23 protein-coding genes are annotated in these 22,583 nt (G+C 55.1%); 8 read left to right on the forward strand and 15 right to left on the reverse strand.

The annotated features are described in order from the left end of the window. Window positions 1-5 precede the first annotated feature (5 nt). The 6 genes from H7R58_RS15870 (at window position 6) to H7R58_RS15895 (ending at window position 3,890) form a co-directional block, all read left to right on the forward strand. Window positions 6-914, forward strand: coding sequence for a LysR family transcriptional regulator (locus H7R58_RS15870; protein ID WP_182930248.1), 909 nt, complete (start codon window positions 6-8; stop codon window positions 912-914). Window positions 915-968: 54 nt separating this feature from the next. Further along, a complete protein-coding gene (gene folX, locus H7R58_RS15875) occupies window positions 969-1,331 on the forward strand; it encodes a dihydroneopterin triphosphate 2'-epimerase (RefSeq protein ID WP_106924262.1) in 363 nt (120 codons plus the stop codon). A 21-nt stretch (window positions 1,332-1,352) separates the two neighbouring features. Continuing rightward, the gene (locus H7R58_RS15880; protein WP_106924261.1) at window positions 1,353-2,249 is read left to right on the forward strand and encodes a TIGR01777 family oxidoreductase; all 897 of its coding nucleotides are present in this window, start codon (window positions 1,353-1,355) and stop codon (window positions 2,247-2,249) included. A gap of 222 nt (window positions 2,250-2,471) precedes the next feature. Continuing rightward, on the forward strand, window positions 2,472-2,702 hold the full coding sequence (locus H7R58_RS15885) for a hypothetical protein (protein ID WP_106924260.1): 231 nt from the start codon (window positions 2,472-2,474) through the stop codon (window positions 2,700-2,702). A gap of 17 nt (window positions 2,703-2,719) precedes the next feature. Continuing rightward, a complete protein-coding gene (locus H7R58_RS15890; protein WP_182930247.1) occupies window positions 2,720-3,277 on the forward strand; it encodes a helix-turn-helix transcriptional regulator in 558 nt (185 codons plus the stop codon). A gap of 67 nt (window positions 3,278-3,344) precedes the next feature. Further along, window positions 3,345-3,890: a GNAT family N-acetyltransferase gene (locus tag H7R58_RS15895; protein WP_182930246.1), complete on the forward strand. Its 546-nt coding sequence runs from the start codon at window positions 3,345-3,347 to the stop codon at window positions 3,888-3,890. On the opposite strand, the gene nhaC is transcribed toward H7R58_RS15895, so the two are convergent. From nhaC to H7R58_RS15940, 9 genes are all read right to left on the reverse strand, one after another. Further along, entirely contained in the window at window positions 3,878-5,299 is a 1,422-nt protein-coding gene (gene nhaC, locus H7R58_RS15900; protein ID WP_182934432.1) for a Na+/H+ antiporter NhaC, read from the reverse strand. The two genes, H7R58_RS15895 and nhaC, sit on opposite strands and share 13 nt — an antisense overlap. Continuing rightward, window positions 5,296-6,513, reverse strand: coding sequence for a trans-sulfuration enzyme family protein (locus H7R58_RS15905; RefSeq protein WP_182930244.1), 1,218 nt, complete (start codon window positions 6,511-6,513; stop codon window positions 5,296-5,298). Before H7R58_RS15905 ends, nhaC begins: the two co-directional genes overlap by 4 nt. Before the next feature lie 201 nt (window positions 6,514-6,714). Continuing rightward, complete coding sequence (hisP, locus tag H7R58_RS15910; protein ID WP_106924255.1) at window positions 6,715-7,488, reverse strand: histidine ABC transporter ATP-binding protein HisP; 774 nt, start codon at window positions 7,486-7,488, stop codon at window positions 6,715-6,717. A 7-nt stretch (window positions 7,489-7,495) separates the two neighbouring features. Then, window positions 7,496-8,212, reverse strand: a complete 717-nt coding sequence (locus tag H7R58_RS15915) for an ABC transporter permease (protein WP_106924254.1) — start codon at window positions 8,210-8,212, stop codon at window positions 7,496-7,498. Further along, window positions 8,209-8,895: a histidine ABC transporter permease HisQ gene (locus H7R58_RS15920; RefSeq protein ID WP_106924253.1), complete on the reverse strand. Its 687-nt coding sequence runs from the start codon at window positions 8,893-8,895 to the stop codon at window positions 8,209-8,211. Before H7R58_RS15920 ends, H7R58_RS15915 begins: the two co-directional genes overlap by 4 nt. A gap of 64 nt (window positions 8,896-8,959) precedes the next feature. After that, on the reverse strand, window positions 8,960-9,742 hold the full coding sequence (hisJ, locus tag H7R58_RS15925; protein WP_106924252.1) for a histidine ABC transporter substrate-binding protein HisJ: 783 nt from the start codon (window positions 9,740-9,742) through the stop codon (window positions 8,960-8,962). Window positions 9,743-9,964: 222 nt separating this feature from the next. After that, complete coding sequence (gene argT / locus H7R58_RS15930) at window positions 9,965-10,747, reverse strand: lysine/arginine/ornithine ABC transporter substrate-binding protein ArgT (RefSeq protein WP_106924251.1); 783 nt, start codon at window positions 10,745-10,747, stop codon at window positions 9,965-9,967. Window positions 10,748-11,028: 281 nt separating this feature from the next. Beyond that, on the reverse strand, window positions 11,029-11,598 hold the full coding sequence (locus H7R58_RS15935) for a UbiX family flavin prenyltransferase (protein ID WP_182930243.1): 570 nt from the start codon (window positions 11,596-11,598) through the stop codon (window positions 11,029-11,031). Window positions 11,599-11,639: 41 nt separating this feature from the next. Beyond that, complete coding sequence (locus tag H7R58_RS15940) at window positions 11,640-12,653, reverse strand: LacI family DNA-binding transcriptional regulator (RefSeq protein ID WP_182928563.1); 1,014 nt, start codon at window positions 12,651-12,653, stop codon at window positions 11,640-11,642. Between the two features lie 345 nt (window positions 12,654-12,998). Here H7R58_RS15940 and H7R58_RS15945 point away from each other — a divergent pair, with 345 nt between their 5' ends. Then, complete coding sequence (locus H7R58_RS15945) at window positions 12,999-14,402, forward strand: MFS transporter (protein ID WP_182930242.1); 1,404 nt, start codon at window positions 12,999-13,001, stop codon at window positions 14,400-14,402. A 7-nt stretch (window positions 14,403-14,409) separates the two neighbouring features. After that, window positions 14,410-16,371, forward strand: a complete 1,962-nt coding sequence (locus tag H7R58_RS15950) for a glycoside hydrolase family 127 protein (RefSeq protein WP_182930241.1) — start codon at window positions 14,410-14,412, stop codon at window positions 16,369-16,371. Between the two features lie 103 nt (window positions 16,372-16,474). Here H7R58_RS15950 and purF read toward each other — a convergent pair whose 3' ends face one another. The 6 genes from purF to H7R58_RS15980 form a co-directional block, all read right to left on the reverse strand. Beyond that, on the reverse strand, window positions 16,475-17,992 hold the full coding sequence (gene purF / locus H7R58_RS15955) for an amidophosphoribosyltransferase (RefSeq protein ID WP_106924247.1): 1,518 nt from the start codon (window positions 17,990-17,992) through the stop codon (window positions 16,475-16,477). 33 nt (window positions 17,993-18,025) lie between these two features. Continuing rightward, window positions 18,026-18,514: a colicin V production protein gene (gene cvpA / locus H7R58_RS15960; protein WP_106924246.1), complete on the reverse strand. Its 489-nt coding sequence runs from the start codon at window positions 18,512-18,514 to the stop codon at window positions 18,026-18,028. Between the two features lie 279 nt (window positions 18,515-18,793). Then, the gene (gene dedD, locus H7R58_RS15965) at window positions 18,794-19,468 is read right to left on the reverse strand and encodes a cell division protein DedD (RefSeq protein ID WP_182930240.1); all 675 of its coding nucleotides are present in this window, start codon (window positions 19,466-19,468) and stop codon (window positions 18,794-18,796) included. After that, the gene (folC, locus tag H7R58_RS15970) at window positions 19,458-20,726 is read right to left on the reverse strand and encodes a bifunctional tetrahydrofolate synthase/dihydrofolate synthase (protein ID WP_106924244.1); all 1,269 of its coding nucleotides are present in this window, start codon (window positions 20,724-20,726) and stop codon (window positions 19,458-19,460) included. The genes dedD and folC overlap by 11 nt, the downstream gene beginning before the upstream one ends. 70 nt (window positions 20,727-20,796) lie before the next feature. Beyond that, window positions 20,797-21,711: an acetyl-CoA carboxylase, carboxyltransferase subunit beta gene (gene accD / locus H7R58_RS15975; RefSeq protein ID WP_106924243.1), complete on the reverse strand. Its 915-nt coding sequence runs from the start codon at window positions 21,709-21,711 to the stop codon at window positions 20,797-20,799. A gap of 196 nt (window positions 21,712-21,907) precedes the next feature. Then, entirely contained in the window at window positions 21,908-22,567 is a 660-nt protein-coding gene (locus H7R58_RS15980) for a DedA family protein (RefSeq protein WP_106924242.1), read from the reverse strand. Between the last annotated feature and the right edge of the window lie 16 nt (window positions 22,568-22,583).

The following is a 22,583-nucleotide window of genomic DNA, read 5'->3' on the forward strand; positions in this document are numbered from 1 at the left end:
CAATCATGCACCGCAGCGGCCTTACCGAACTTGAAATCGTCCTTGCCGTCACCCGCCAGCAGAGCTTTCGCGCCGCGGCGCGCGAGTTAGGGATGTCGGCGACCGCCGTCAGCAATGCCGTTGCCGGGCTGGAATCGCGGCTTAACGTCCGGCTTTTTAACCGCACCACCCGCAGCGTGGCGCTCACGGAACAGGGCCAGCGCTACGTGGCGCGCATCGCTCCGGCCCTGGCGGAAATACAACGCGCCGCCGAGGAGATTGCCGCCGAACCGGGAAACCCGACGGGGACGCTGCGCATCAACGCGCCGCGCGAATGCGTTTCACTGCTGTTCCAACTGTTTGATACTTATCTGCAACGCTACCCGCAGATGCGCCTGGATATCACCACCGAGTCACGGCTTATCGACATCGTGTCAGAGGGATTTGACGCGGGTATCCGCCTTGCCGAGTCCGTCCCGCAGGATATGATTGCCGTCGCACTGACGCCGGATGCGCGAATGCTGATTGTCGGCTCACCGGACTACTTCAAACGCCACGGTACGCCCGTCTCGCCAGACGATCTCCAGCAGCATCAGAGCATCGGTATGCGCATGTCCCACGGCGGCGTTTACCACTGGGAACTGGAGCGCCATCAGCAGAAATTTACCGTCAATATTCCAGCGCGGATTACCGTCAGCGAAATGCAGGCCATTCACCGTGCCGCGCTGGCTGGACTGGGGCTGGCGTTTATTTCAGAATGGTTTATTCAGGACGAACTCCACAGCGGCAAACTTATCAGCGTTTTGGATGAGTGGTGCCCAACCTTTGGCGGCCTGCGCCTTTATTATCCGGGACACCGACATGTGCTACCGGCGCTACGCGCGTTTGTTGAACTGGCGCACGAACTGAACGCGCGCCAGACCCTGCCGCGATAAAGATGCTTTAGTGTATGATGCACTGGAAAACAAAAATTAAGGAGAACACCTGCAATGTCTCAATCCGACGCTGTCATTCGCATCAAAAACCTGCGCCTGCGTACCTTCATCGGCATTAAGGAAGAAGAGATCGCCAACCGCCAGGACATCGTTATCAACGTGGAAATTCGCTACCCGGCGGACAAGTCGCGCAGCAGCGAAGATATCAACGATGCGCTGAACTACCGCACCATTACCAAAAACATCATTCGCCACGTTGAAAATAACCGTTTCTCTTTACTGGAAAAATTAACGCAGGATGTGCTCGATATCGCACGCGAACATCACTGGGTCACTTATGCTGAAGTGGAGATCGATAAACTTCACGCGCTGCGCTATGCCGATTCAGTATCCATCACCCTGAGCTGGCAACGCTAAGCGCTCCCTGTGGGAGGTGGCATGAAAATTCTGCTAACCGGCGGCACCGGGCTGATCGGCCGCCATTTAATTCCGCGTTTACTGGCGCTCGGCCACGCGGTTTGCGTGGTGACCCGCTCTGCGGATAAAGCCCGGCAAATGCTTGATGCTCGCGTTGAGATCTGGCCAGGGCTTGAGAAGCCGTCCAGCCTCGACGGCATTGACGCGGTGATTAACCTCGCCGGTGAGCCCATTGCCGACAAACGCTGGACCGCGGCACAAAAGCAGAAATTATGCGATAGCCGTTGGGCCATCACCCAGCGCATCAGCGATCTCATTCAGGCGAGCCAGACGCCACCCTCGGTGCTGATTTCCGGTTCAGCAACCGGCTACTACGGCGATCTTGGCGAAGTAGTGGTCACCGAAGAAGAGCCGCCGCACAACGAATTCACCCACAAGCTGTGCGCCCGCTGGGAACAAATTGCCAGCAGCGCGCAGAGCGAGCGTACCCGCGTATGCCTGCTGCGCACCGGCGTTGTTCTGGCCCCAAAAGGCGGTATTCTTGGCAAAATGGTGCCGCCATTTAAGCTCGGCCTCGGCGGCCCGATAGGTAGCGGCAGGCAATATCTGGCGTGGATCCATATCGACGATATGGTCAACGGTATTCTCTGGCTGCTGGATAACGATTTACGCGGGCCTTTCAACATGGTTTCACCTTACCCGGTGCGCAACGAGCAATTTTCTCATGCCCTTGGTCAGGCACTGAATCGCCCGGCAATTCTTCGCGTTCCCGCTACCGTTATACGCCTGCTGATGGGCGAATCCTCGGTGCTGGTGCTGGGCGGTCAGCGCGCGCTCCCCAAACGGCTGGAGGCCGCCGGGTTCGCGTTTCGCTGGTACGATTTGGACGAAGCGCTGGGCGATATTCTCGCCCATTAAGTTTTCATACGACGGTGATGGCGCCCGGCTATCACCGCCCTTCCCCCACTTCTGGAATTCGCCACGCATTTCGGCCATCGAACGCATCTCCCTCTGATACAAACGTGAAGCCGATTCCAACGCGTTACCTCTGGCTTTGTCATAACATGCCAATGCGCATTTTTGCATCAGCTTACCGTTGACATTCGTCAACAAAATATCAATACTCTGCGGGAACCACTGATGAAGGAACATCCAGATAAACATATCAGGGCGGCCATTGATTACGCGCTAAAGCACGGCTGGTTGTTTATCGCTGGCGGTAAAAGTGCCCACTGTTTTGGCCGTTTGCAGTGCGGTACGGCCGAGCACCGCGATCATATGATGAGCATATGGTCGACACCTGCCGTTCCGCTACATCACGCGCGGCAAATCATGCGCATGGTCGAGAGCTGTCAGCCCAGAAATTCGTAGAACAAGGGAGAAACAAAATGCCATTATTTAACTTCACGCTGACGCTTTCAGGCGTCAGCCGCAGCACGCCAAATCTTGAAGATGCGCTTTATCATACGCATTGCGATGATGCCCTGATCTGCTTTTACGGGACGGCGGTCTATCTTGATTTCGACCGGGAAAGTGACACATTAGAGCAGGCTATTCTTTCTGCTATTCGAGATATTGAATCCGCCCCCTTGCTCAATGCGCGGGTCGAATCGGTTGATTCAACCCTGGTTGGGCTTAGCGACATTGCCGAACTCACCGGCGTTTCCCGGCAGGCAATTTCACTGCTTAAAGACGGGGCTCGCGGTGGTGGTCAGTTTCCTGCGCCCATTCAGCGCGTAAAGGGTAACTCCCCACTCTGGCGCTGGCAGACAGTCGTGCAATGGCTGGTAACTGAGGGCCGCATCGCTGAGACTTCGCCGATGGTTGCCCATGCCCGCACGCTGGATAGCCTCAACCTGGCACTACAGCTTCGCGCCTCTCAGGAGAGCAAAACGGTACTGCACTATTTCCAGCATCTGGAACACAAGACCGCCTTCAGTGGCTAATTCCGTGCCAATCCCTCTCTTCCGGTGCTAGAGTACAGCCTCGGATTTGGCTTAATGGCATAGGAAAATGGCAATCCTCACCACCCGGCGACTACGACTTTCTCCGTTTAATAAAAGCGACTGGCCCTTCTTTCTTCAGCTGCGACAAAACCATAAGGTCATGCAGTTTATGGGGGAAGTACTGGACGAAGCGGCGATAGGTGCAATTTTTTCCCGACGCTGCAATTCCCCCGCGATCTTTGTTATCCGCGATGAAAACGGTACGCCGCTTGGCGATATAGGGCTGCAAATCAGCAGTAAAAACCCCCATGAGGCGGATGTTGGCTACGCGCTACTGCCAGAGGCGCAGGGCAAAGGATTTGCCAGCGAGGCACTCGGTGAAATATGCGATTATGGCTTTCAACAGCTTGGCCTATGGGCCATTAATGCCTGGGTACTTGGCGATAATCAAGCTTCAGCAAGGCTACTGGAAAAGCACGGTTTTATCCGCACGCAGGTGCTGACAAAAGCCTATCGGCTGAACGGCAAAGATTACGATGATTGGGTCTATCGGCTGGAGGAACAGACCTGGATGATACTGTCCAGGCCCGAAAACATGGGTTACTCAACGTAGCGTGTCCCAAAACGACTCCATCTTGCCAAAAACGCATACATCAGCGCCAGCGCAAAACAGCTCAAATTAAAAAATGTCCACGGAAGATAGTCCAGCGTCGCCACGCCCAACGTTTTTGCCATAAACATGCCGGAAATCGTCCACGGGAAAAGACCTTCCAGCAAGGTCGCCCCCGACTCCATAGCCCGTGACATGTTGACCCGATGCAGCTTGTGCCGATCATAGCAGGGGTCATACATACTTTTGACCAGAAAAAAGCTAATCACCGCGTTGCCCGTACAAGCCACTAGCAGTGTGCTTGAGAAGAGCGTTGCCAGGATGACGCGCGTAACGGAACTCAACTTCTTCACAAGTCGCTGTAGTACCACATTAAGCCCTCCTGATGCCTCCAGCGCGGAGGCGAACAAAAATGCGCATAACATGACCACAATGGGGCTGACCATGGAATAAATGCCGCCACGGTTGAGTAAAACAGTAAGATTTGTTGCAACGTCGGGATCGCGGGCAATCGTGGAAAATGGCGTAAGCATGCTGTTTTTAAATCCATTAATGGCCGCTTGCACCATATCAGGCCAACTCACTGGCTGGAAAATGCCCCCCAGGAGAAGTGCAAAAAATGAAGAAGCGACCAGAACCACCGTGGTGTCCCACTTCCGCAATGCCCCCACGAAAACCAACAAAGCCGGCAGCAAGCAGAGGGGATTAAGCCAGAACAGTTGCTGCAATGCCTCCCGCATCACGCTGATATTGTCGATCTGTTCGTTCAACGGCACTAAATCCTGCCCCACCCACCAGAAGCCTGCGCAGGCAAAAATAAACGCTGGCAGCGACGTATACATCATATTGCGAATGCTTTGCCACAGTTCTACGCCTGCCGCCATTGCGGCCATATTGGTGGTATCCGATAACGGCGAGAGCTTATCGCCAAAATAGGAACCGGAGATAATGGCCCCCGCGGTTACCGCCAGGGAAACGTTCATCGCAGACGAAACCGCAATCAGCGCCACACCGATCGTCCCCGCCGTTCCCCAGGAGGTGCCGGTAAACAGGGAAATGCATACCGTTACCAGAAAAGCCGTCAAATAGAGATAATGGGGACTCACCATGTCCAGCCCGTACAGCACCATCAGCGGAATGGTGCCTGATACAATCCAGCAGCCAATCAGCATACCAATTGACAACAGAATCAGCATAGCTGGAACGGCATCTTTAATTTTCTCCATAAACAGTGAAACAATATCCTTCCAACGCGCACCATAAAAATACGCGTAGCCAGCGGTCGTAAGCGTCACCATTATTAATACAAACTCAACCGGATAACCCAAAATACCAACGCCGGCGAGAAAAAATATAAAAATGATGAATAAAATAATTAATGCCGAAGGAAACGAAGGCTGCCGAATAGTCATATTGGCATCCTTAATGCCTTAAAAGCATTATCGAGATCGTTAATTAATATCGACACCGGCTCCTGACCGATGGAAAGACGAATAAGCCCACGAGAGATACCCGACTCATCCAGCGCAGCCTGGTTATATCCACGATTGGGCGAAATAATCAGACTTTCATAGCCACCCCAGCTACACCCCACTTTAAATACCCTGCAGGCATCAATAAAGCGCTTCACATCATGAAAATCCGCGTGTTTTAACTCGAAGCTAAAGAGCCCGGAAAATCCGCTCATCTGACGCCGAATAATCTCTTTTTCCTGCGGCGATGCCAGCCATGGATGGCGAATATTTTCCACATCATCACGACGGTTCAGCCACTCGAGCACGGCAATGGCATTTTGCTGATGCGCCTGCATGCGGATCGGTAAAGTTCGTAATCCCCGCAATAACAGCCACGCGCTGAATGGCGCCAACACGCCGCCTAATAGCTGATGGGAAAAATCGCGGATTGGTTCCATCAACTCAGCGCAAGTAATCACCGCCCCGGCCAGAATATCGCTGTGCCCGGCAAGGTATTTGGTACAGGAATGAATCACAATATCAAAGCCAAGGCTCAACGGCTTCTGGTACAGCGGCGTCGGCCAGGTGTTATCAATAGCCGTGATAATGCCATGGTGAGACGCCAGGCTGGCTATCGCACGTAAATCTACCACCTTCATGGTCATGGTGCCCGGCGACTCCGTGTAAATCATGCGCGTGTTGGGCTTAATTTTTTGCGCAATAAGCGCCACGTCACCATCCGGTACAACATCAAATTGAATACCGTATTTATGCGCTAGCGCTTTCACCAGCTCCACGGCAGGCCCATAGACTTGATTGACCAGTAAAATGTGATCGCCATGATTTAAATGGCCGATAATCACCGCGCTAATGGCCCCCATTCCAGATGCAAAACAGCGTGCGCTTTCTCCACCTTCCAGCCGAGCCAGCCTTTCCTCTGCCATCTGCACGGTGGGATTCAGACCACGGCTATAAATGTAACGCCGGGTTTCTTGCTGCATATCATCGCAATACTGCTGATAGTTAGCCTGCACAAATAGGCTGGTCTGGATGATTGGCGGTGCTACCGCGCCAAAATAAGCTTCATGATTTTCATTAATACCGGAACAAGTTACATAATCTTCTGGCGAAACACTTCCATTATTCAGTAACAAACTTTCGTAACGTGTCATCGTTATTTCCCTTTACTGTGCGTGTTTCGGGAAATACTAATCCTCGCAACTATTAAAACCTTTATCTTATTGCCATTAATAATTTAAGTACGGCATACACAAAAAGAATCGCCTCTTGGCGATCACACAAAATCCATATTAAATATGATTAAATTAAATAAGTACAATTAAAAATAAAGCCGGGGTTAACCGGCTTTATTTTTATTTCAGCGCGCCGCTGAGAAACTGCTGCAAACGCGGACTCTGCGGGTTACCGAATACGGCTTCCGGATTGCCCTCTTCCTCAATTTTGCCCTGATGCAGGAAAATCACGTGCGATGAAACGTGGCGGGCAAAGCCCATTTCGTGCGTCACCACCACCATCGTTTTCCCTTCTTCAGCCAGCTGCTGCATAATGCGCAGCACCTCACCCACCAGCTCCGGGTCAAGCGCTGAAGTCGGTTCATCAAACAGCAGCACTTCCGGCTCCATCGCCAGGGCGCGAGCAATGGACACGCGCTGCTGTTGGCCGCCGGACAGGTGTACCGGGTATTTCTCCTGCTGACGTTCGTCGATGCCCACCTTCGCCAGGTATTTCACCGCGCGATCGCGCGCTTCCTGCTTGCTGAGGCCCAGCACCTGGATCGGCGCTTCCATGACGTTCTCCAGCACCGTCATGTGGCTCCACAGATTGAAATGCTGGAATACCATAGTCAGGCGAGTACGCAGGAGGCGCAGCTGGTTTTTATCCGCGACCTTGAGCTGACCGTCACTATCGCGGACCAGGCCAATATTCTGCCCGTTAACGATAATCGTGCCTTCGCTCGGCTTTTCGAGAAAGTTAATGCAGCGCAGGAACGTACTTTTGCCCGAGCCCGACGAACCGATAATGCTAATGACGTCGCCAGCGTTAGCTTTCAGCGAAACGCCTTTCAGCACCTCATGCTCGCCGTAGCGTTTATGCAGATCGATTACGTTTAGTTTTTTATCAGCCATCATGTTCTCAGTGCGTAGAAGTCGGTTTCATATGTTTTAGCCAGCGCTTTTCCGCTTTACGGAACAGGCGAATCAGCACATACGAGATAATCAAATAGAGCACGGCGGCAATGCCAAAAGCGGTAAACGGCTGATAGGTTGCCGAGTTGATATCGCGGGCGATCTTCAGCAAGTCAGGAACGGTGGCGGTAAACGCCAGCGCCGTCGAGTGCAGCATCAGGATCACTTCGTTGCTGTAAGCCGGTAGCGCAATACGCAGCGCCGATGGCAGAATAATGCAGCGGTAAAGCTTAAACGACGAGAAACCATAGGCTCGCGCCGCCTCAACCTCCCCCGCGGGCACAGAACGAATCGCCCCGGCGAAAATCTCGGTGGTATAGGCACAGGTATTGAGCGTGAGCGCCAGCACCGTACAGTTCAGGCCGCTGCGGAAAAAGGCGTTTAGCAGCTCAGTACCTTTCACGATTTCCAGCGTATACATCCCGGAATAGAACACCAGCAGCTGCACATACAGCGGCGTCCCGCGGAAAATATAGGTAAACAACCACACCGGAAACTTAATATATTTATTGCTGGAAACCCGGGCAATCGCGAGGAACAGCGCCATAATGCCGCCCATCACGACCGACAGCACCAGCAGCCATAGAGTGATAGCCACGCCGGTGAAACGATAGCCGTCGCTCCACAGCAGCGCTTTCCAGTACTCCTGAATAATCTCAATCACAGATCGGCCCTCTTCACGCCTACGGAGTAGCGGCGTTCGAGCAGCAGCAGTACGCCATTGGAAACGGTGGTAAACAACAGATATATCACCCCGCAAACAATGGCGAAGTAGAACGGCTCCCAGGTGCTTTTACCGGCAAGCTGGGTCGCCTTGACCACATCTTCCAGCCCCAGCAGCGACACCAGCGCGGTCGCCTTGAGGATCACCTGCCAGTTATTGCCAATCCCCGGCAGCGCGTAACGCATCATGGCCGGAAATAAAATACGCCGAAAAGTTTGCCCGCTGGTAAATCCAAAGGCGGTCGCAGCTTCGATGTGCCCTTTCGGCACCGCCATAAAGGCACCGCGAAAAGTTTCGGTGAAATAAGCGCCGTAGATAAAACCGAGCGTAATGATACCGGCGATCATCGGGTCGATATCAAACTGATCGACGCCGAGTGAATCGGTGATCACGTTCAGAACCATCTGCAGCCCGTAGAAAATCAGCAGCATCAGCACTAAATCGGGCACCCCACGAATCAGCGTGGTGTAACCCTCAAAAATTAACGCCAGCACGCGATTTCGGGAGAGCTTAGCTCCCGCGCCAACCAACCCAATAAGCACGGCCAGAACCACCGAGCTGACGGCCAGCTCAAGGGTGACAAGAGCGCCCTGAAAAATTACCTGTGAAAACCCGTACAGCATGCTGCCAGTCCTGTCTTGACGCCCGTCGCTCTGTGCGTGCAAAGCGACGGGTTACTCGTGATGATTACTCGCCGTAAACGTTAAAATCGAAGTATTTCTTCGCCAGCTTGTCGTAGGTGCCGTCGGCACGCATTTCAGCAAACGCCTTGTTCAGCGCGTTCAGCAGTTCAGTGTCGCCTTTACGCAGGCCCATACCGGTACCGACGCCGAACAGCTTCTCGTCTTTAATCGACGGGCCGCCGAACTGGTAGTCTTTACCGATAGGCTGCTTCAGGAAGCCTTCGCTCGCCGCCACTTCGTCCTGGAACGCGGCATCGATACGGCCAGCGGTCAGGTCAGAGTAGATGTTGTCCTGGCCCTGGTAGGAGACAATTTCGATGCCTTTTGGCGCCCAGTGCTCGTTACCGTAGGTTTCCTGGGTCGTTCCCTGCAATACGCCGACGCGCTTACCTTTCAGCGTGGCGATATCCGGCGTAATCGGAGAACCTTTTTTCACCACCAGGCGCGAATCGGCCGCATAAAGTTTGTCGGTAAAGGCGATTTCCTGCTGACGTTTTTCAGTGATCGACAGCGATGACATGATGGCATCGATTTTCTTCGCTTTCAGCGAGGGGATCAGGGCATCCAGCGGGTTCTCAACGAAGGTACATTGTGCCTGGATGCGCTTACACAGCTCTTTGGCCAGATCAATGTCAAAACCCACTAATTCGCCCTGGGCATTTTTTGACTCGAACGGTGCGTACGTTGGGTCAGTACCAATGCGCACTTTTTGCGGAATTGCTGCAAATGCGCTCGATGCAGAAGCAAGCGCCAGAACCAGAGAAAGAGATAACGCCAGTTTTTTCATAATCATCCTCAACAGACAGTAATTCTTGTGGGTTTTTTAGAAATTATCTGAGCGGTTATCGTGCCATCTTTCGGCCCATCAAGGCAAAGCATTCTGCCCTTTCGGCTGGCATTTTTCTCATTAAAAATGCTTAATTATGCAACTGCGCGCAACTTTCGAGCAAAAAATGCACCACCGTGGTGCATGGTGATTTATCTGCACCACGATGACACACCCGGCGGATTAATCGCCGTAGACGTTAAAGTTGAAGTACTTCTTCGCCATTTTGTCGTAGGTGCCATCGGCGCGCAGTTCGGCCAACGCCTTATCCAGCGCTGCCTTCAGCTCTACGTCATCTTTACGCAGGCCAACGCCCGTCCCGTCGCCAAAGAATTTCTTGTCCTTCACCGATGGGCCCGCAAAGTCAAACGTTTTGCCCGCTGGCTGCTTGAGGAAACCTTCACTGGCGGCCACCTCATCCTGGAACGCGGCGTCAAGACGCCCGGCGGCCAGATCGGAGTAAATCAGATCCTGGTTCTGGTAGGCCACCACGTCGACGCCTTTACTGCGCCAGTTTTCATTGGCGTAGGCTTCCTGGGTAGAACCCTGAAGAACGCCGATGTGTTTACCCTTCAGCGCGTCCAGCGTGGGTTTAATTGCCGAACCTTTGGCGGCAATCAGGCGTGAGTCAGCGGCATACAGCTTGTTAGAGAAGGCTATCTCCTGCTGACGTTTTTCCGTGATGGATAATGAAGAAATGATGGCATCGATTTTCTTCGCTTTCAGCGAAGGGATCAGCGCATCGAAATCGCTTCCCACCCACGTACACTTGATGCTTGCACGTTTGCACATTTCGTTGCCCAGATCGATATCAAAGCCGATAAAATCGCCTTTGGCATCTTTCGATGAGAACGGTGCGTAGGTGGTGTCGGTACCGATGCGAATGCTCTGCGGCAGTGCGGCAAAGACGCTGGCAGCGCTGCTGAGACCCAGCAGCAGAGAGAGAGCAAGAACCGTCTTCTTCATACGTTCCCCTATTAAATCGTGATGTTGTTAACTGCGATATCGTTATGTTGTGTTGTGTCTGCAAACCTGACTCTGCATCTTTTGTGCCAAACCTTTCGCCGAAGAGCTAAATGGCGTTAAATTTGTTAACAAAAGGATAAGAAAAGGTAAACACAGACGAAGATATCAGCCGCTGCGTATAAATCGAGCACAAAAATGCAATCGGGATGATTTAATCGCGAGGATTTGATCGGCGTTGCAGAATTGCCCTGAAACAGGGCAAAAGAGACATCATGAGCGCATCAGGCGCCCGACCAGCGGGTAAACAGATCGTCCGGTAGGGTGATATCAAACTGATCGAGCACCCGGTTCACGGTCTGATTGATGACGTCATCCAGCGTTTGCGGGCGATGATAGAACGCGGGCACCGGCGGCATAATTATCGCCCCCATTTCCGCTGCCTGCGTCATCAGCCGCAGATGGCCGAGATGCAGCGGCGTTTCGCGCACGCACAGCACCAGCGGCCTACGCTCTTTGAGCACCACATCGGCAGCGCGCGTCAGCAGACCATCGGTGTAGCTGTTCACAATCCCGGAAAGGCTTTTAATAGAGCATGGCAAAATCGCCATCCCTGCCGTTTTGAAGGAGCCAGAAGAAATACTGGCGGCAATATCGCGGGAATCGTGTACGACATCGGCCAATGTTTGAACGTCGCGCAGGGAAAGCGATGTTTCCAGCGCCAGCGTCTGGCGGGCTGCCTGGCTCATCACCAGATGCGTTTCGACGTCCGGCAGGGCGCGTAGCACCTCAAGCAGGCGTACGCCGTAAATGGCGCCGCTGGCGCCGGAGATTCCAATGATGAGTCGCTTCACGTTGACCGCCCTTTTTCTCTACTGGCGCCAACTTTGCCGGATTATGGAGCCAGACGCAACTGTGACGCACTGGCGTGAGTTACCGAACTTTCGCGCTCTATTAGCCGAACCGGCAGCAACAGGTTTCGTTCGCTCTCATCGCTGAGCAGAAGCTGGAAAGCATCGCGCCCCAGTTCGCGTTTATCGACCGCCACCGTCGAAAGCGGCGGATGCGCCCAGGCGGCAGCGTCAATATCGTCAAAACCCACAATCGCCACGTCTTGCGGTACGCGGATACCCCGGCGCGCGCACTCACGCATCGCCACCAGCGCCGCCACGTCGTTATAGGCGAAAATGGCATCCGGCGGCTGCGCTAGCCCCAACAGCTGCGACATCCCTTCCACCAGCGCCTGTTCGATATCTTTTACCGGCGGCACCTCGATACGGTACGCCGATGGCAGCGCCAGACCGGCGTCAAATAACGCCTGCTGGTAGCCCTCAACGCGCTGGCGAATACTGTAATGGCGTTGCGAAGTCCCCAGAAAGGCGATACGCGTTCTCCCTTGCGCCAGAAGATGGCGCGTCGCGACAAAGCCCCCGTGGAAGTTATCCGGATTCACGCAGGGAAAATCGGCCGCCCACAGGTCGACCAGCGCCACCGGCAGCGCGGCCTGCCGCAGCTCGGCCAGCACTTCAGGTTCGAGATACCCGGCACAGATTAGCGCATCTGGCTGATGCAGATGAATAAGATCCGCCACCCTGTCCTGCGGGCCAATCGGCTGGAAGCTCATGGCGACCTCATTCTCACGGCAGGCGTCTGCCACGCCGAGCATAACCGTGGAATAAAACGGCAGCGCGCTGGCAATGTTGTGCTCGCGGTGCAGCAAAAAAAGCAGCCGCTTAATACGCCCGTTGCGTAGACGGCTGAAGTCATACCCTGCTTCCTGCGCCATCGTCAGGATACGCTGGCGTGTCTCATCGCTCAGCCCTGGCTGCCCTTTCAGCGCCCGAGAAACCGCCGCAATCGAGACGCCGCAGGCGCTGGCAATGTCTTTAATTCGGGTCTTCTTCGTCATGCTTTTGCTTACCTTCTTCACCGCCAGACCGAACAAAGAGTATCCCCTACCACCAACGAGCTGACAATCCTAAGTTTTATTTTTACTAAACATATTAAAAAGAACACTGAGAACGAATGCTACATTCTCCAATACCTCCTGCATTACAGCCAATAAACGAGATCAAAATCACCATTTATAATTAATTTATAGTAAAAATAAGATCAATTTCACTCTTTAAAAATCACGTTGTATACGAAAAACGCGCTCAAGCCCTATCCTCATCGCCGTTAGTTATTTACTAAAAATTCGTCAGAGATACGCCGTAATGACTTTTTGAATCATCACCCTGATCGAGGATTGGTTATGACCGTTGCTGATAACCTGAATACCGATGTACAGAACGTTGATGCGGGAGAGACGCTGTCTACCCGCGAAAAGATAGGCTATGGATTAGGCGATGCCGGCGGGCATTGCATCTCGGATTTAATCAGCGGATTTCTCCTTTTTTTCTACACCGATGTCTTTGGCCTCAGTCCGGCCATCGTTGGCGCGATGTTTTTTGTCCTGCGTATTTTCGACGCCGTTTCCGACCCGGTAATGGGCGTGATCGCCGACCGCACGCGCAGCCGCTGGGGGCGTTTTCGCCCCTGGCAGCTGTGGACGGCGGTTCCGCTCGCCGTCATTGGTATCCTGACATTTACCGTACCGGATATGGGGCCTAACGCGAAAATAGCCTGGGCTTTCGGTACCTACTTTCTGATATCGATTGGCTATACCGCGAACAACGTCCCTTACTGTGCGCTGATTAACGCGATCACCAATCGCCACGATCAGGTGATGTCCTGCCAGTCCTGGCGCTTTGTGCTCAGCGGCGTAGCCGGTTTTCTCGTCTCTGTTGGCCTGCCGTGGATGGTTGAGTTTTTCGGTAACGGTAACCTGGCCAAGGGCTACCAGTACGGCGTCACCGTGCTGTGCACGATAGGCATGATCATGTTCCTGCTGTGCTTCTTCTGGGTAAAAGAGCGGGTGCCGCTGTCGCTAGCAGGCAATTTCACCCTGCGCGAACACCTGAAAGGGCTGCGCAAAAACGATCAGTTACTGATGATGCTGGTGATGTCGTTCCTGCTGGTGAACATTCTGTGCATCCGCGGCGGCGGCTATATGTACTTTATTTCCTATGTGCTCCAGGGTGGCGCCGGCTACATGTCGCTCTTCTTCGGCATTCTGACGCTTTCCGGGATTGCCGGCGCGGTGATCGTCAACCCGCTCTCCCGTCGCATGGATATGGTGCGCCTCTACTACTGGACGAACCTTGTTCTGGTCGCTTTTGGCGTGGGCATGTACTTCCTCCCTACGGGGCCGCACTATCAGACGCTATGGCTGGTTTGCATAGCCGTAAATAGCGTCATTCAAGGCTTCACCCTGCCGCTGCACTTCTCGATTATGGCCTTCGCCGACGACTACGGCGAATGGAAAACCGGCGTGCGTTCATCAGGGATGAACTTCGCCTTTAACCTCTTTTTCATCAAGCTCTCCTGGGCCTCTTCCGGCGGCATCATCAGTCTGATCCTGATCATGGTGGCCTACCAGCCGGGGCTGGAAAACCAGACCGCAGCGTCCATTCAGGGTATCACCCTGCTGCAAAGCATCGTACCGGCGCTGTTCCACCTCGCGCTGGCGCTGTGCCTGCTGAAGTGCCGACTTAACGGCCCAATGATGCAACGTATTTCTACCGACCTTCACCAAAGACATTCACACATTTCCTGAGGTAAACATGATGCAGTCTGATGTGATTGAAGCCGATCTGAACCGTATTACCATCACCGACCCGTTTCTGGGCGAATACCAGCGGTTGATTCGCGACGTGGTGATCCCTTACCAGTGGGAAGCGCTGAACGATAACATTCCCGAAGCCGAACCCAGCCACGCGCTGGCTAACTATCGCATTGCCGCCGGGCTGGAGCCCGGCGAATTTTACGGGATGGTGTTCCAGGATAGTGACGTCACCAAATGGCTGGAGGCCGTCGCCTGGTCGCTGAGCCAGAAGCCGGATAGCGAACTTGAACAAACCGCCGATGCCGTGATTGAACTGCTGGCACAGGCGCAGTGCGAAGACGGCTATCTCAACACCTGGTATACCGTGAAAGAACCGGGGCTACGCTGGACCAACGTGGCCGAATGCCACGAAATGTACTGTGCAGGGCACCTGTTCGAAGCGGCGGTGGCGTTCTTCAACGCCACCGGTAAGCGCCGCCTGCTGGAGATAGCCTGCCGTTTTGCCGATCATATTGATACCGTTTTTGGCCCGAACGATGGCCAGCTGCGCGGCTATCCCGGGCATCCTGAAATCGAGCTGGCGTTGATGCGTTTGTATGAAGTCACCCGGGAGCCTCGTTACCAGGCGCTGGCGCGCTTTTTCCTCGAAGAACGCGGCCAGCAGCCGTACTACTACGATATTGAGTTTGAAAAGCGTGGCGGCACCTGGCACTGGGACAACTGGGGCGAGGCATGGATGGTGAAGGATAAAGCCTACACCCACGCGCACAAACCGCTCGCAGAGCAGAACGAAGCGGTCGGCCACGCGGTACGCTCGGTATACCTGATGACCGGCCTGGCGCACCTCGCCCGCCTGACTCATGATGAAGAAAAGCGCCAGACCTGTCTGCGCATCTGGAACAATATGGTACAACGTCGGATGTACATCACCGGCGGTATCGGTTCACAGGGCATCGGCGAAGCCTTCACCAGCGACTACGATCTGCCAAACGACACCGCCTACGGCGAGAGCTGCGCCTCCATCGGTCTGATGATGTTCGCCCGACGCATGCTGGAGATGGAGGGAGACGCCCACTACGCCGAGGTCATGGAGCGCGCGTTATACAATACGGTGCTTGGCGGCATGGCGCTGGACGGCAAACACTTTTTCTACGTGAACCCGTTAGAGACTCACCCGAAGAGCATTCCACACAACCATATTTACGACCACATTAAGCCGGTACGCCAGCGCTGGTTCGGCTGCGCCTGCTGCCCGCCGAATATCGCCCGCACGCTCGTCGCTATCGGCCACTACCTCTTTACCCCGCGCCAGGACGCGCTGTTTATCAACTTCTATGCCGGGAGCGAAGCACAGTTTACGGTTAATGGCCGGACGCTGGCGCTGAAAATAGAGGGCAACTACCCGTGGGATGAGCAGGTCACGATTCGCTTCAGCCAACCGCAGGCGGTCGAGCATACGCTCGCGCTACGCCTGCCGGAATGGTGTGAAGCGCCGCAGGTGCGGGTGAACGGAAACGCCGCGCAGGGTGACATCATCAAAGGCTATCTGCATCTGCGTCGTCAATGGCAGGAAGGCGACGTGGTAACGCTGCATCTGCCGATGACCATCCGCCGCGTCTATGCTAACTCGCGGGTGCGTCACGCTGCCGGTAAAGTGGCGATTCAGCGCGGGCCGTTGGTTTACTGCCTGGAAGAAGCGGATAACGGCGCGGAGTTGCACAACCTGTCGCTGCCGAAAACGGCGACCTTTCGCGAGATTCAGGGCGTCGGCGTGCTGAAAGGCAAAGTGCTGCTACAGGCGGAAGGGCTACGCGTGTTGACGGCTCAGGAGAATAAGCCGCTGTACAGCTTTGATAATCGTCAGACGGCGGTTGAGAAGCAGATGCTAACCTTTATTCCGTGGTTTAGCTGGGCCAACCGTGGCGAGGGCGAAATGCGGATTTGGGTCGACGAGGCATAACCATAAAAAAAGCCGGATGGCGGCTATGCCTTATCCGGCCTACAACGATGGTGGACTGTAGGCCGGATAAGACGCGATGCGTCGCCATCCGGCATGTCCTGATTTACCCTTCGTTATGCATCTCTAAATTCTCAACTTCATTCTGCAGCTGGACGGCTTTCGCATCGTCGTTGCGCAGTGAATCGAGGAAGTCGAGATAGGTCTGGTCAACGTCTTTGGTCACATAGACACCGTTGAACACCGAGCATTCGAACTGCTGGATATCCGGGTTCTCTGCGCGTACCGCGTCGATAAGATCGTTCAGATCCTGGAAGATAAGCCCGTCCGCGCCAATGATCTGGCGAATTTCATCCACTTCACGCCCGTGGGCGATCAGCTCATTGGCCGTCGGCATATCAATACCGTAGACGTTCGGGAAACGAATTTCCGGCGCCGCAGAGGCCAGATAGACCTTCTTCGCACCGGCTTCACGCGCCATCTCGATAATCTGCTCGGACGTGGTGCCACGCACGATAGAGTCATCAACCAGCAGCACGTTCTTATCACGGAACTCAGCGCGGTTGGCGTTCAGCTTGCGGCGCACGGACTTACGACGCAGCTGCTGCCCCGGCATAATAAAGGTACGGCCAACGTAGCGATTCTTCACGAAGCCCTGACGGTACGGTTTGCCCAGGATACGAGCAATTTCCAGCGCGATGTCGCAGGACGTTTCCGGAATAGGGATCACGACGTCAATATCCAGATCTTCCCACTCGCGCGCAATCTTCTCGCCAAGCTTGGTGCCCATATTCACGCGGGCGCTGTAGACAGAGATTTTGTCGATGAAGGAATCCGGACGCGCGAAGTAAACGTATTCGAACAGGCACGGGTTGCTGACCGGGTTGTCGGCGCACTGGCGGGTAAACAGCTGCCCCTTCTCGGTGATGTAAATCGCTTCCCCTGGCGCAACGTCGCGCAGGAATTCAAAGCCGAGGGTATCCAGCGCCACGCTTTCGGAGGCCACCATATACTCGGTACGGCCATCGCCCACATCGCGTTTGCCCAGCACCAGCGGACGGATGCCGTTCGGGTCGCGGAAGGCAACCATGCCGTGGCCGATAATCATCGCCACGCAGGCGTAAGCGCCGCGGATCTGGCGGTTCGTCGCGGCGATAGCGGCGAAAATGTTATCAGCTTCCAGCGGATAATGGCGGAAGTTATCCAGCTCGCTGGCAAAGATATTGAGCAGGATTTCAGAATCGGAGGTGGTATTGATGTGACGGCGTTTTTCTTCAAACAGCTTCTGACGTAACTCGTGCGCATTGGTCAGATTACCGTTGTGCGCCAGCGTAATGCCGTACGGCGAGTTCACGTAGAAAGGCTGAGCCTCAGAGGCGCTGGAGCTGCCCGCCGTTGGGTAACGCACGTGGCCAATACCCATATTGCCCTGCATACGCTGCATGTGGCGGGCTTCAAAGACATCGCTCACCAGACCGTTCGCCTTACGCAGGCGGAAGCAGTTGTTGGCATCAATGGTGATGATGCCAGCGGCATCCTGTCCACGGTGCTGCAGCACCGTTAGCGCATCATAAATCGACTGGTTTACCGGCATAACACCGGCGATACCGACAATACCGCACATACGTCTTTTCCTCGTTCAGCAACGACCCAAAGCTTATACTTTGGGCAAGAAACTTGACGAGCTTTGAAGGTATTCAAAAAACCATCTGATAACCGGTGAAAAATAGGGAATAAACTGCGACTGCTGCCAGTCTTCGCTCTTTGCCATGCCGGTAAAGGTGTCGAGGAAGAACAGGATAGCGGCAATAATCAGCACCCCGCGCAGCGCGCCGAAGCAGATCCCCAATACCCTGTCGGTACCCGATAAACCGGTCTTCTCCACCAGTTGGCCTATCACGTAGTTGACGATAGCGCCGACGATGAGCGTCGCGATAAACAGCGCCGCAATAGCAATCCCATTTCGAACCCGTTCGTCTTCAAAGCCCGTAAACCAGATAGACAGATCGTTGTAGTAATGGCTGGCTACGTAAAATGCACAGCCCCACGTCACCAACGATAGCGCTTCGCGAACGAAGCCACGGATAAGACTCACCAGGCAAGAAAAGCCCAGTACCGCGATAATGGCGTAATCAATCCAGACCATATATGTCCCACGATTCTACGCCCTGTCATCCAGTTCGGGCGCATTCTAACAGAAAAAGAAAACGTTTGCGTAGGGATTTCCTTCCCAGGCATAAATAAAAAATGGCGCTGAAAAAACATTCAACGCCATCGTTTTTCTGGTCGTTTTCGGCGTTGTCCGGCCCCTCACCCCGGCCCTCTCCCCAAAGGGGCGAGAGAGAAAATGGGTGCGAAACCTACCAACGATGCCCTAAGGTCCCTTCTCCCAAAGGAGAGAGAGTGAGGGAAAAAGCCCCACGTCTTAGTTCGGCGTATACCCCATCACCACCCCACTCAGCCCCGACAGCTGCTTCAGCTCACCGAGCGAACCTTTCAGCTTATCTTTCGAGGCGTCCGGGCCAACCAGAATGCGGGTAATTTTACCCTGAACTGGCGTCGAAGGCGACGTATAGGCGTGATAACCTGCGCCGCGCAGGCTGGCCACAATTTCGTTCACCTTATCGGCGTTCTTCAACGCGCCAAGCTGCACCACGTAAGCCTTACCCACCGGCGCAGCCTTCTCTTCAGGTGCCGCTTTCGGCGGCGCGGTAACAGCCACCTGTTCCGTTACCGGCTGCGGTTTCGGCTTCGGTTTTTCGACCGGCTTCGGTTTCGGCAGTTCGGCGGCCGGCGGGATCTGCTCGAGATCGCCGTTACCGTTCACCGCCAGACGGCTGGAATCAAGCGACGGTGCCGCCGCATCGCCCGCGCGTACCTCTTCCGCGGCGCCTTCCGGCGGCTGAGCAGGCAGCGCCTGCGTTGCCGTCGGCAGCATATCCGGCTCATCGCGATCGCCGGGCTTAGGCACCAGCGGAATGGCCGCAAATTCATCCTGATAATGCTTTTTTTGCCCGTCAAGCAGCCCTGGCAGCACAATGACCCCCAGCGCGACCAACACTATCGTCCCGACAAGACGGTTTTGAAACTTACTTGCCACCGGCTCTCCCCGCGTCCAATACTTCCATCACGTGCGCTACCGTGTGGAACGAACCACACACCAGCACCGTATCTTCCGGCATGGCATCGGCCATCGCCGCATGCCACGCCTGCGCCACGCTGCCATACACGGCACCCGCGCGCAAATGCGCGCGCAGCTGTTCCGCCGTCGCGCCGCGCGGCCCTTCCAGCGGCGCACAGTACCAGCTGTCGACCACGCTTTCCAGACACGCCAGCGTGCCGGCAATGTCCTTATCATGCAGCATACCAATAACCGCCAGCACTCGCCCGGTTTTCGGCAGGGATTTGAGACGCCCGGCAAGGTAGCCTGCGGCATGCGGGTTATGCGCAACGTCGAGAATCACCCGCGGCGCGTACTGGATAGTCTGAAAACGCCCCGGCAGGATCGCGCTGGCGATGCCTTCACGAATCGCCTGCTCGCTCACCGCAAGCCCGCTGGCGCGCAGCGCAGCCAGCGCGGTGGCGGCATTCGGCTGCGGCACGTTAGGCAGCGGCAGATTGCGCAGTTCGCCCTGTGCGTCGCTAAAGGTCCAGCTTTCCGCCTCTACGCTATAGCGCCAGTCCACGTCACGCTGCAGCAGCAATGCGCCCTTTTCGCGCGCCACGTCAGCAATCGTCTGCGGCATCTCCGGCTCGCCGACGACCGCCGGCCGCCCACCGCGGAACACCCCCGCTTTCTCACGGCCGATGCTTTCACGGTCCGGTCCCAGCCAGTCGGTGTGGTCCAGCGCAATGCTGGTCACTACGGCAACGTTAGCATCGACGATGTTAGTCGCATCCAGTCGCCCGCCCAGGCCGACTTCCAGAATGGCCACATCAACCTGTTGCTGCTTGAACAGCCACAGCGCAGACAGCGTGCCGTATTCAAAATAGGTGAGCGATGTTTCGCCGCGCGCCGCTTCAATCGCGGCGAATGATGCCGTATGCGCGCTTTCCGCCAGCTCTTCCCCCTGCACGCGCACGCGCTCGGTATAGCGTACCAGGTGCGGCGAACTGTACACGCCCACTTTATAGCCGGCGGCCATCAGGATGGTTTCCAGCGTCCGGCAGGTGGTGCCTTTGCCGTTGGTGCCCGCGACGGTAAAGACGAACGGCGCCGGTTGCAGCACGTCGAGCGACCCTGCGACCTTGCTGACGCGCGCCAGTCCGAGGTCGATGGTTTTTGAATGGAGGTTTTCCAGATAAGAAAGCCACGTAGCCAGGGGCGACGTGGCCTGAGGAATAGAATGTTTTTCCATGATGCCCGCAACTTTCAACGGTGAATAATAGCAAAAAGGGCAGCGCCACCCGGCCCTGCCCTTTACATCATCAGGCCTCTGGCGCCTGATCCGGTACCGGCGGCACCACCACGCTTTCGCGCGGCGCGTCCGGGTTCGGCGCCGGGAGATTCATCAGCTTCGCCAGAATGCTGGCCAGCTTCAGTCGCATTTCCGGGCGACGCACGATCATGTCGATCGCGCCCTTCTCGATGAGAAACTCACTGCGCTGGAAACCCGGCGGCAGTTTTTCACGCACGGTCTGTTCGATAACACGCGGACCGGCAAAACCGATCAGTGCTTTCGGTTCAGCAATGTTCAGATCGCCCAGCATCGCAAAACTTGCGGAAACGCCGCCCATGGTCGGGTCGGTCAGCACGGAAATATACGGCAAGCCGCGTTCCTGCATTTTCGCCAGCGCAGCGGAGGTTTTCGCCATCTGCATCAGGGACATCAGCGCTTCCTGCATGCGCGCACCGCCGGAGGCAGAGAAGCAGATCAGCGGACAGTTGTCTTCCAGCGCCTGCTCAACGGCACGCACAAAGCGCGCGCCCACGACAGAACCCATTGAACCGCCCATAAAGGAAAATTCAAAGGCCGCGGCGACAACCGGCATATCATGCAGGGTACCCTTCATGACCACCAGCGCGTCTTTCTCACCCGTCTCTTTCTGCGCGGATGCCAGACGGTCTTTATACTTTTTAGAGTCACGGAACTTCAGCACGTCTTTCGGCTCAAGTTCACTGCCCAGTTCTACCAGGGACCCTTCATCCAACAAGCTATGCAGGCGATTACGCGCTGACATACGCATGTGGTGATCGCACTTCGGGCAAACCTCGAGGTTACGCTCCAGCTCGGCGCGATACAAAACCTGACCACAGCTATCGCACTTGGTCCATACCCCTTCCGGGATGCTCGCCTTGCGGGTAGGTGTGATGTTGCTTTTAATTCGTTCAATCCAGCTCATTGATAACCTTTCTGCCTGAACCTGGTCGATGCCAGTTTTGCCATTAAGGGGGCGCGCATAATGCCACTTTTCCCCTTCATAGACCATGAATGTTGCACATTAAAACATAACAGCCCGAAACTTGGCATAAAAAAGTGGTCGAACCGCGAAACATGTCGTAACAGGGCACGGCTGAATCGTGCCCCGCTTGCGCGCGTTATTTTGCCCGTTTTGCCGCTGCGCGGCGGTGGCGAATCACTTCAATAACGCCCGGTAATACGGACAGCACGATGATAGCGACAATCAGCAGCTTCAGGTTTTCCTGAACTACCGGCAGGTCGCCGAACAGATAGCCCGCGTAGGTAAACAGCAGCACCCACAGCAGCGCGCCCGCCACGTTATAGAGCGCAAAATGACGATAGGACATGTGGCCCATTCCCGCCACAAAAGGCGCAAATGTTCTGACGATCGGCACAAATCGCGCCAGAATAATGGTTTTCCCACCATGTTTATCGTAGAAGGCATGGGTCTTATCCAGGTAGCTACGGCGAAAGATCTTCGAGTTCGGGTTGCTGAAGAGCTTCTCACCGAACAAGCGTCCAATGGTGTAGTTTACCGCATCGCCGACAATCGCAGCGATCACCATCAGTACCACCATGACGTGTACGTTGATGTCGTTGGTCGGCAGCGCGGAGAGCGCCCCAGCAACGAACAGCAGCGAATCGCCGGGCAGGAAAGGCGTCACTACCAGCCCCGTTTCGCAGAACAGAATCAGGAACAGAATAGCGTAAACCCAGACGCCGTACTGCGCGACCAGCTCCGCCAGGTGCACATCAATGTGCAGGATAAAATCAATCAAAAAACGGATGAGATCCATATTGTTTAGCCCCAAA

The sequence above is a fragment of the Klebsiella sp. WP4-W18-ESBL-05 genome (genome assembly GCF_014169075.1).
GTDB classification, from domain to species: Bacteria; Pseudomonadota; Gammaproteobacteria; order Enterobacterales; family Enterobacteriaceae; genus Kluyvera; species Kluyvera ascorbata_B.

Bases quoted from the DNA above. Each gene is read 5' to 3' on its own strand.
- H7R58_RS15870 (WP_182930248.1), top strand. From the start codon at position 6: ATGCACCGCAGCGGCCTTACCGAACTTGAAATCGTCCTTGCCGTCACC.
- folX (WP_106924262.1), top strand. From the start codon at position 969: ATGTCTCAATCCGACGCTGTCATTCGCATCAAAAACCTGCGCCTGCGT.
- H7R58_RS15880 (WP_106924261.1), top strand. From the start codon at position 1,353: ATGAAAATTCTGCTAACCGGCGGCACCGGGCTGATCGGCCGCCATTTA.
- H7R58_RS15885 (WP_106924260.1), top strand. From the start codon at position 2,472: ATGAAGGAACATCCAGATAAACATATCAGGGCGGCCATTGATTACGCG.
- H7R58_RS15890 (WP_182930247.1), top strand. From the start codon at position 2,720: ATGCCATTATTTAACTTCACGCTGACGCTTTCAGGCGTCAGCCGCAGC.
- H7R58_RS15895 (WP_182930246.1), top strand. From the start codon at position 3,345: ATGGCAATCCTCACCACCCGGCGACTACGACTTTCTCCGTTTAATAAA.
- nhaC (WP_182934432.1), bottom strand. From the start codon at position 5,299: ATGACTATTCGGCAGCCTTCGTTTCCTTCGGCATTAATTATTTTATTC.
- H7R58_RS15905 (WP_182930244.1), bottom strand. From the start codon at position 6,513: ATGACACGTTACGAAAGTTTGTTACTGAATAATGGAAGTGTTTCGCCA.
- hisP (WP_106924255.1), bottom strand. From the start codon at position 7,488: ATGGCTGATAAAAAACTAAACGTAATCGATCTGCATAAACGCTACGGC.
- H7R58_RS15920 (WP_106924253.1), bottom strand. From the start codon at position 8,895: ATGCTGTACGGGTTTTCACAGGTAATTTTTCAGGGCGCTCTTGTCACC.
- hisJ (WP_106924252.1), bottom strand. From the start codon at position 9,742: ATGAAAAAACTGGCGTTATCTCTTTCTCTGGTTCTGGCGCTTGCTTCT.
- argT (WP_106924251.1), bottom strand. From the start codon at position 10,747: ATGAAGAAGACGGTTCTTGCTCTCTCTCTGCTGCTGGGTCTCAGCAGC.
- H7R58_RS15940 (WP_182928563.1), bottom strand. From the start codon at position 12,653: ATGACGAAGAAGACCCGAATTAAAGACATTGCCAGCGCCTGCGGCGTC.
- H7R58_RS15945 (WP_182930242.1), top strand. From the start codon at position 12,999: ATGACCGTTGCTGATAACCTGAATACCGATGTACAGAACGTTGATGCG.
- H7R58_RS15950 (WP_182930241.1), top strand. From the start codon at position 14,410: ATGATGCAGTCTGATGTGATTGAAGCCGATCTGAACCGTATTACCATC.
- purF (WP_106924247.1), bottom strand. From the start codon at position 17,992: ATGTGCGGTATTGTCGGTATCGCCGGTGTTATGCCGGTAAACCAGTCG.
- cvpA (WP_106924246.1), bottom strand. From the start codon at position 18,514: ATGGTCTGGATTGATTACGCCATTATCGCGGTACTGGGCTTTTCTTGC.
- folC (WP_106924244.1), bottom strand. From the start codon at position 20,726: ATGGAAAAACATTCTATTCCTCAGGCCACGTCGCCCCTGGCTACGTGG.
- accD (WP_106924243.1), bottom strand. From the start codon at position 21,711: ATGAGCTGGATTGAACGAATTAAAAGCAACATCACACCTACCCGCAAG.
- H7R58_RS15980 (WP_106924242.1), bottom strand. From the start codon at position 22,567: ATGGATCTCATCCGTTTTTTGATTGATTTTATCCTGCACATTGATGTG.